The sequence below is a fragment of the Arthrobacter sp. TB 26 genome (genome assembly GCF_000427315.1).
Lineage (GTDB): Bacteria > Actinomycetota > Actinomycetes > Actinomycetales > Micrococcaceae > Arthrobacter.
In genome coordinates this window covers 1-7,785 of record NZ_AUPJ01000279.1, presented here as the reverse complement: position 1 = coordinate 7,785, position 7,785 = coordinate 1, and the positions used below count along the sequence as shown (strand labels likewise).

Here is a 7,785-nt window from a genome sequence, read left to right as displayed (position 1 = left end):
CCCCGCTCCCCCAAACCAGCGGATCCCCTAAAGTCCGGAACCGCAGTCTCCATTGACTCGGCTCGGATCCCTAGGGACCGGCGACGGGCTCGATAAATGCTGCCTCGTCCACGTGCTTCGGGGAGGTGTGCGGACCGCCGTCTTCCAGCCCCTGCTTTTCGCGGTTGGGCAGGGCCAGGGTGCACAGCACGCTGAACACCCCGATCCCGGCGAGCAGGTACCCGACGGACCATGCTCCGGACGTGCCGGCCAGCTGGGCCGCCACGAGCGGGACAATGCCTCCGCCCACAACGCCGGCGAGGTTGTAGCCCATGCCGGCACCGGTGTAGCGGTACCGGGTTTCGAATAGTTCCGGAAGCAGGGCACCGGCGGGGCCGTAGGCGATGGCGAAGATCACCAGGGTGACGGTCAGGCCGACACCGAAGGCGAACACGGTGTTCGCACTGAGGATCGGGAAGAGCGCCAGGGACCACGGCACGGCGAGGATGCACGAGGTGGCGATGACCTTCTTGCGGCCGAAGCGGTCCGAGAGGATGCCGGAGGCCAGCGTGGCTGCGGCGACGAACAGCGAGGCGACGATGCCCGTGCCCAGCACCTCCACCCGGCTCAGCTGCATACCGGTGGGGCTCGTGGCGTAGCTGGTGAGGTAGGCGGTGCCAACGTAGAAGAAGGCGAAAAGGAGCGTCAGCGAGCCGCCGGCGAGCAGGATTTCGCGCGGCTGGCGCTTGATCGATTCGAGGATGGGCAGCTTGGTGCTGGTATCGGCAACCTTGGCGGCGTTCTTGAACACCGGGGTTTCCTCGATGCTCAGCCGGACCCACAGGCCCACGAGCACCAGCACGGCGCTGAGGATGAACGGCACCCGCCAGCCGATGGTGATGAAGGCCTCGGACTTGTCTCCCAGTGTGAGGTTGGTGATGAGGAACGTGCCGCTGGCCAGGGCGAAGGCAACAGACGGGCCCAGCTGCGGGAAGGACCCGAAGAGCCCGCGCTTCCCCTTGGGGGCGTATTCGGCCACGAGGAGGGTGGCACCGGCCCATTCACCGCCGACAGCGAGGCCCTGCACGAAGCGGAGCACCACCAGCAGGATGGGGGCGGCCACACCGATGGTGCTGGCGTCGGGAATCAGGCCGATCATCACGGTGGCGATCCCCATCATGAGCAGCGTGGTGATCAGGGTTTTCTTCCGGCCGATCCGGTCGCCGAAGTGGCCGAAGATGATCGCGCCGACGGGACGGGCGAAGAAGGCCACAGCGAACGTGCCGAAGGAAGCGATGGTGCCGGCCGCGGCGCCGAGGGCCGGGAAGAACACGACCGGGAAGACCAGGGCAGCCGCGGTGCCGTAGATGAAGAAGTCGTAGAACTCGATGGTGGTTCCGGCGGCGCTGGCGAAGGCAACCTTACGCAGTGTCTTGCGGCTGGGCGGCGCTTGCAGCCCGGCCGGCGAAGTCGGTGAAACTGAGGTCATGGCAATCTCCTTTGATGACAGCCCCAATGCCAGGCTGTGTGACTCAGATCACCGTAGCGAAAAGCGTGGACATCCAACTACCTCCCAAAAGAGGTAGTCACCAAAAGCGCGGGACCGCCCGGGCGGTCCCCTAGACTTCGGGAAGAAGCAACCCTGGATGTGAGGAGAGCACGATGATTCCGGAGATCAACATCTGGGCGGTACTGCTGGCCACGCTGTCCAGCATGGTGGTCGGGTCCGTCTGGTACACGCCGAAGGTGTTCGGCAACTACTGGATGCGCGTCGCCAAGGTCACGCCGAGCGGGGATGCCAGGGACGCCGTCAGGCCGATCCTGATCACCCTGGTGGTCAGCTTCATCAGCGCCTGGGTGCTCGCCGGGTCCGCTGCCATCTCACAGCACTTCTACGGCGGGAATTTCCTGGCCAACACATTGGTCACTGCCCTGATCCTCTGGGCAGGGTTCACGGCCGCCCGGTTCATTACCCACGATGCCTTCGAGGGCCGCCCGGCCGGGCTCACGGCGCTGAACTGCGCCCACGAACTCGTGACGCTTATGGTCATGGCCCTGATCATTGGCCTCTTCGGCATCAGGATCTGACGCGGCGGGTCCTGCCTGGCGACGCGCAAAAGCCCTGTCGCCACCGGTATTCCGGTAGCGGCAGGGCCTTTGCGCAGCACGGGATAATTTGCGCGTCGCAGGACCGTTGGCGCGTCGCGCGGCCTAGCGGTGCGTGAAGTCCGGCTGGCGCTTCTCGGTGAAGGCCGCCATGCCTTCCTTCTGGTCCTCGGTGGCGAACAGCGAGTGGAACACCCGGCGTTCAAAGAGCACACCCTGAGCCAGCCCGGTCTCAAACGCGGCGTTGACTGCTTCCTTGGCGACCATCGCCACCGGCTTGGACTTGGAGGCAATCACTTCGGCGGCCTTGAGGGCCTCCTCAACCACGTCCGAGGCCGGCACCACGCGGGACACCAGCCCGGCGCGTTCGGCTTCATCGGCGTCCATGAAGCGCCCGGTCAGGATCATGTCCATCGCCTTGGACTTGCCCACGGCGCGGGTGAGGCGCTGTGAGCCGCCCATGCCGGGGAGCACACCCAGGTTGATTTCCGGCTGCCCGAACTTGGCGTTGTCCCCCGCGATGATGAAATCGCACATCATGGCCAGCTCGCAGCCGCCGCCGAGGGCGAATCCGGACACGGCCGCCACCACCGGGATGCGCAGCCGGGTGAAGTCTTCCCAGCCCCGGAACCAGTCGGCCGCGTACATGTCCATGTAGCCCTTGGACTGCATTTCCTTGATGTCCGCACCGGCCGCGAAGGCCTTGGCGGACCCGGTCAGCACAACCGCGCCCACGTCCGGGTCGGTATCCATCGCGGACACGGCCGCCACGAGTTCGTCCATGGTGGCTTTGTTGAGGGCGTTCAGCGCCTGGGGCCGGTTGAGGGTCACGAGCCCCACCCGGCCGCGCCGCTCCACCAGAATGTTTGAGTACTGCTCCGTCATGCCTGTCCCCTCAGCTGCTGTTCGGATTTGTCCCGGATGTCGGTGATGATGCCGGAGAAGTCCCGGCCCGCCCCGCCTTCCGCGGCAAAGGTATCGTAAATTTCGGACGCTAGCGGCCCCAGCCGGGCGGCGACACCGGTGCTTTCCAGTGCGTTGAGCGCCAGCTTGAGGTCCTTCGCCATGAGGGCGCCCGCGAAACCGGGCTGGTAGTCCCGGTTGGCCGGGCTGGTCGGAACCGGTCCCGGCACGGGGCAGTTGGTGGTCAGCGCCCAGCACTGGCCCGAGGCCGCGGAGGCGACGTCGAACAGCGCCTGGTGCGTCAGGCCCAGCTTCTCGCCCAGCACGAAGGCCTCGCTGACCGCGATCATCGAGACGCCGAGGATCATGTTGTTGCAGATCTTCGCGGCCTGCCCGGCGCCGTGCTCCCCGCAGCGGACGACGCGCTTTCCCATGACCTCGAGCATCGGCTTGACCGCCTCGAAATCCTCCGGAAGGGCACCCACCATGAAGGTCAGGGTGCCCGCTTCGGCCCCGACGACGCCGCCGGACACGGGAGCGTCAACGGCCCGGTGGCCGGCCGCGACGGCAAGTTCGGCGGCCTCGCGCGCCTCGTCCACGTTAATCGTGGAGCAGTCCAGGAAGAGGGTGCCGGGCGACGCCACGTCCAGCAGGCCCGGCTGGCCGGGCTGTCCCGGCTGGCCGGGGATGCCGCGGTACGCGTCCAGCAGATGCTTGCCGCTGGGCAGCATGGTCAGCACGACGGCGGCGCCCGNCCCGCCGCGGCCTCAGCGGCGGTGTCAGCGGTGGCGATGCCGTGCGCCCGGGCAGTTTCCAGCGCGGCCGGCACCACGTCGAATCCGGTCACGGTGTAGCCGGCTTTGACCAGGTTGATGGCCATCGGCCCGCCCATGTGGCCAAGGCCCAGGAAGGCGATGGCGCCGGGCTGCGCCGGTTCAGACGGCGGTGCTTCAGACATTGTCGCGCTCCTTCGAAAGTTTCAGTTCACGGTCGCCGAGCGGCGCAAAACAGGATTCGACATCGGCCCGGCTGACCTCCGCGAGGGTGGCGGGCTGCCAGCGCGGATTGCGGTCCTTGTCCACCACCTGGGCGCGGATGCCTTCCCGGAAGTCAGGCCCGGCCAGGAACCGCAGCCCCACCCGGTACTCCCGTTCCAGGGCCTCCTCAAGGCTCAGTCCCCTGGCCCGGCGCAGGGATTCCAGTGCCACCTTCACGGCCGTCGGCGACTTGGCCTCGATGGTGTCGGCGACGTCTGCGGCTTCCCCGCCTACTGCGCGCAACCGACGCACGATCTCCTCGGCGTCGTCGCTGGAGTAGCAGGCGTCGATCCATTCCTGCTGTGCCGCGAGGACGGAGGGCGGGGGCTGCTCGGCGAAACGCGCGACGGCGGCGTCCGCCGTCTCGTTCTCCAGGGCCCCGGCAAGTTCCGCAAGCTCATCCGAGGGGACATAGTGGTCCGCGAGCCCCAGGAACAGCGCGTCGGCGCCGTTCAGGTGCGCGCCGGTAAGGGCCGCATGGGTGCCGGTCTCCCCCGGTGAGCGGGAGAGCAGCAGGGTTCCGCCGACGTCGGGCACAAAACCGATGGTGGTCTCCGGCATGCCCATCCGGGTGCGTTCGGTGACGATCCGGACCGAGCCGTGCGCGGAAATCCCCACCCCGCCGCCCAGGACCAGGCCGTCCATGAACGCCACATACGGCTTGGGATAGCCCGCGATCAGGGAGTTCAGCTGGTATTCCCCGGCCCAGAAGTCGGCTGTCGCGCCGCCGCCGTCGAGCATGTCGCGGTAGATGGCCACGATGTCGCCGCCGGCGCAGAGCCCCCGGTCACCGGCACCGCGGACCAGCACCGAAGCCACGGCGTCGTCGTCCGCCCAGAGCGTGAGCTGCTTCAGCATGGCCGAGGCCATGCCCGCGGTGAGCGCGTTGACGGCCTGGGGCCGGTTGAGGGTGACCACGCCCAGCCGGCCGCGCTGTTCGAACAGCACCTCCGCTGACGGGCTGTCCCCGGAGTGTTTCCCTACCATCAGCTGCCTTCCGGCATCACGAAGCTGGCGCCGGTGCGGATGCCTGAGGGCCAGCGGGTGGTGACCGTCTTGGTCTTGGTGTAGAAGCGGAAGGCGTCGGCGCCGTGCTGGTTGAGGTCCCCGAAGCCGGAGGCTTTCCAGCCGCCGAAGGTGTAGTAGGCGATCGGCACCGGGATGGGGACGTTGATGCCGACCATGCCCACCTGGACCCGGCTGGCGAAGTCGCGGGCGGAGTCGCCGTCGCGGGTGAAGATGGCCACGCCGTTGCCGAACTCGTGCTCGCTGCACAGGCGCAGGGCCTCGTCGTAGTCCTCCGCACGGAGGACACTCAGCACCGGGCCGAAGATCTCCTCCTTGTAGATTGTCATGTCCTTTGTCACGTTGTCGAAGAGGGTGGGGCCGACCCAGAAGCCGCCCTCGTAGCCCTCAACCTTGAGGCCGCGGCCGTCGGCCAGCAGGGTGGCGCCCTCGTCGACGCCAGCCTGGATGTAACCTTCGATCCGCTCCTTGGCGGACGCCGCCACCACGGGGCCGAAGTCCGAGTCCTTGGCGAGGCTGTGGCCGACCTTGAGGTCCGCAATCCGCTCCTCCAGCTTCGCGACGAGCGCGTCGCCGGTGGCCTTGCCGACCGGCACCGCCACGGAGATCGCCATGCAGCGTTCCCCGGCGGAGCCGAAGCCGGCGCCCATCAGCGCATCGGCCGCCATGTCCAGGTCCGCGTCCGGCATAATCACCATGTGGTTCTTGGCGCCGCCGAAGCACTGGGCGCGCTTGCCGTTCGCGGCGGCGGTGGCGTAGATGTACTGCGCAATCGGGGTGGACCCGACGAAGCCGATGGCCTGGACCCGGGGGTCCTCCAGCAAGGCATCCACCGCTTCCTTGTCGCCGTTGACGACGTTGAAAACGCCGGCCGGCAGTCCGGCCTCGGTGAAGAGTTCAGCGAGGCGCAGCGGCACCGAGGGGTCCCGTTCGGACGGCTTGAGGATGAAGGAGTTGCCCGCGGCGAGGGCCGGGCCGGACTTCCACAGCGGGATCATGGCCGGGAAGTTGAAAGGGGTGATGCCGGCGACGACTCCGAGGGGCTGGCGCAGCGAGTGGACGTCGATGCCGGTTCCGGCGTTGTCCGAGAATTCGCCCTTGAGCAGGTGCGGGGCGCCGGCGGCGAACTCCACGACCTCAATGCCGCGCTGGATGTCCCCCTTTGCGTCGAGGAAGGTCTTGCCGTGTTCCGAGGACAGCAGGGTGGCGAGTTCGTCCAGGTTCTGATTGACCAGGTCAACGAACTTGAGCAGGATCCGGCCGCGGCGCTGCGGGTTCATGGCCGCCCATTCGAGCTGGCCCTTTTCCGCGTTGGAGACAACGTTGCGGACTTCCTCCGCACTGGCCAGCGGCACCCTGGCCTGGACCTCGCCGGTGCAGGGATCGTAGACATCGCTGAAGCGCCCCGAGGTGCCTTCAACATGCTGTCCGTCAATGTAATGGGATAGTTCGCGAACCATGATGGAATGCTCCTTTGCACCGTGTGATTGCCGTAGTGACGGCCGGGCCACGTGTGACCCACGCCATCATCTGCTCCCGAATATACTCGGACTTCCTACTAAATTCCAGAGGGGCGTGGCCGGCGGGCAGCTTCGTCCGGCAGCCAAGTTCGGTAAGTTAGGGATTGTGAAGATTGCTACCTGGAATGTGAATTCGCTCCGCGCCCGTGCCGACCGTGTTGAAGCCTGGCTTCAGCGCACCGACTGTGATGTCCTGGCCATCCAGGAAACCAAGTGCAAGGACGACAACTTCCCGTGGGAGCTGTTCGAGAACATGGGCTACGAGGTGGCGCATTTTGGCCTGAGTCAGTGGAACGGTGTGGCGATCGCCTCCCGGGTGGGGCTCGACGACGTCGAACGCACCTTCCTGGACCAGCCCGTCTTCGGCAAGAACGGCAAGGACGCCGTGCAGGAAGCACGCGCCATCGGCGCCACCTGCGGCGGCATCAGGGTCTGGAGCCTCTACGTCCCCAACGGCCGGGCCCTCGACGATGAACACATGCCGTACAAGCTCAGCTGGCTGGACACCCTCCGGACCCACGCCGAGGGCTGGATCCGGGAGGATCCCGCAGCGCAGATCGCCCTGATGGGCGACTGGAACATCGCCCCGCAGGACGAGGACGTCTGGGACATCGACTACTTCCGCGCCGAGGGCCTCACGCACGTCAGCGACCCGGAGCGGGCTGCCTTCCACGCCTTTGAGAACGCCGGCTTCCAGGACGTCGTCCGCCCGCACACCCCCGGCCCCGGCGTCTACACGTACTGGGACTACACGCAGCTGCGCTTCCCCAAGAAGGAAGGCATGCGGATCGACTTCGTGCTGGCCTCCCCCGCACTGGCCGCCCGTGTCACCGGCGCGGCGATCGACCGCGAGGAACGCAAGGGCAAGGGCGCGTCGGACCACGCCCCCGTGATCGTGGAGCTGAGCGACTGATGGGCGCAGCCCAGGGAAGCGGCGTGATCCAGTGACGGGAAACCTCTACCGCGGGCAGGCCGGGCTGCCGTTCTCCTCCGCGCTGCGGATCTACGAACCCCTGGCGGCGTTCCCGGAGGACCAGCAGGCTGCCCTGCGCACGGCGGGGGCCCGGAGCGTTTCCCGGGCGGCCGTCGAAAACGCCGAACTGCTCGCCTCCCTGGGCCGCATTACCCGACCGGGCGGGGACCCGTTCCCCACCGGTGCGACGGACCTGGTCCGTGTCCTGGCAGTACCGCTGGCAGGCGGCACTGCCCCGGCA

At 67.5% G+C, this 7,785-nt stretch carries 6 protein-coding genes and 2 pseudogenes; 3 read left to right on the top strand and 5 right to left on the bottom strand.

From position 1 onward, the window contains the following. Positions 1-70: 70 nt before the first annotated feature. Positions 71-1,468 (bottom strand): MFS transporter, encoded by a 1,398-nt coding sequence (locus K789_RS0110020; RefSeq protein ID WP_024366638.1) that lies wholly within the window; start codon positions 1,466-1,468, stop codon positions 71-73. Positions 1,469-1,641: 173 nt separating this feature from the next. Here K789_RS0110020 and K789_RS0110015 point away from each other — a divergent pair, with 173 nt between their 5' ends. After that, a complete protein-coding gene (locus K789_RS0110015; RefSeq protein ID WP_024366637.1) occupies positions 1,642-2,067 on the top strand; it encodes a DUF1761 domain-containing protein in 426 nt (141 codons plus the stop codon). A 123-nt stretch (positions 2,068-2,190) separates the two neighbouring features. On the opposite strand, the gene K789_RS0110010 is transcribed toward K789_RS0110015, so the two are convergent. From K789_RS0110010 to K789_RS0109995, 4 genes and pseudogenes are all read right to left on the bottom strand, one after another. After that, positions 2,191-2,970: an enoyl-CoA hydratase gene (locus K789_RS0110010; RefSeq protein WP_024366636.1), complete on the bottom strand. Its 780-nt coding sequence runs from the start codon at positions 2,968-2,970 to the stop codon at positions 2,191-2,193. Next, positions 2,967-3,946, bottom strand: a pseudogene (gene mmsB, locus K789_RS22785) (3-hydroxyisobutyrate dehydrogenase). The gene K789_RS0110010 and the pseudogene mmsB overlap by 4 nt, the downstream one beginning before the upstream one ends. Continuing rightward, positions 3,939-5,012, bottom strand: coding sequence for an enoyl-CoA hydratase/isomerase family protein (locus K789_RS0110000; RefSeq protein WP_024366635.1), 1,074 nt, complete (start codon positions 5,010-5,012; stop codon positions 3,939-3,941). Before K789_RS0110000 ends, mmsB begins: the two are co-directional and overlap by 8 nt. Then, positions 5,012-6,511, bottom strand: a complete 1,500-nt coding sequence (locus K789_RS0109995; protein ID WP_024366634.1) for a CoA-acylating methylmalonate-semialdehyde dehydrogenase — start codon at positions 6,509-6,511, stop codon at positions 5,012-5,014. Before K789_RS0109995 ends, K789_RS0110000 begins: the two co-directional genes overlap by 1 nt. A 166-nt stretch (positions 6,512-6,677) precedes the next feature. Between K789_RS0109995 and K789_RS0109990 the strand changes: the two genes are divergently transcribed. Further along, complete coding sequence (locus K789_RS0109990; protein WP_024366633.1) at positions 6,678-7,484, top strand: exodeoxyribonuclease III; 807 nt, start codon at positions 6,678-6,680, stop codon at positions 7,482-7,484. 31 nt (positions 7,485-7,515) lie between these two features. Next, positions 7,516-7,785 (top strand): annotated as a pseudogene (locus K789_RS0109985) (hypothetical protein); the annotation flags it as partial.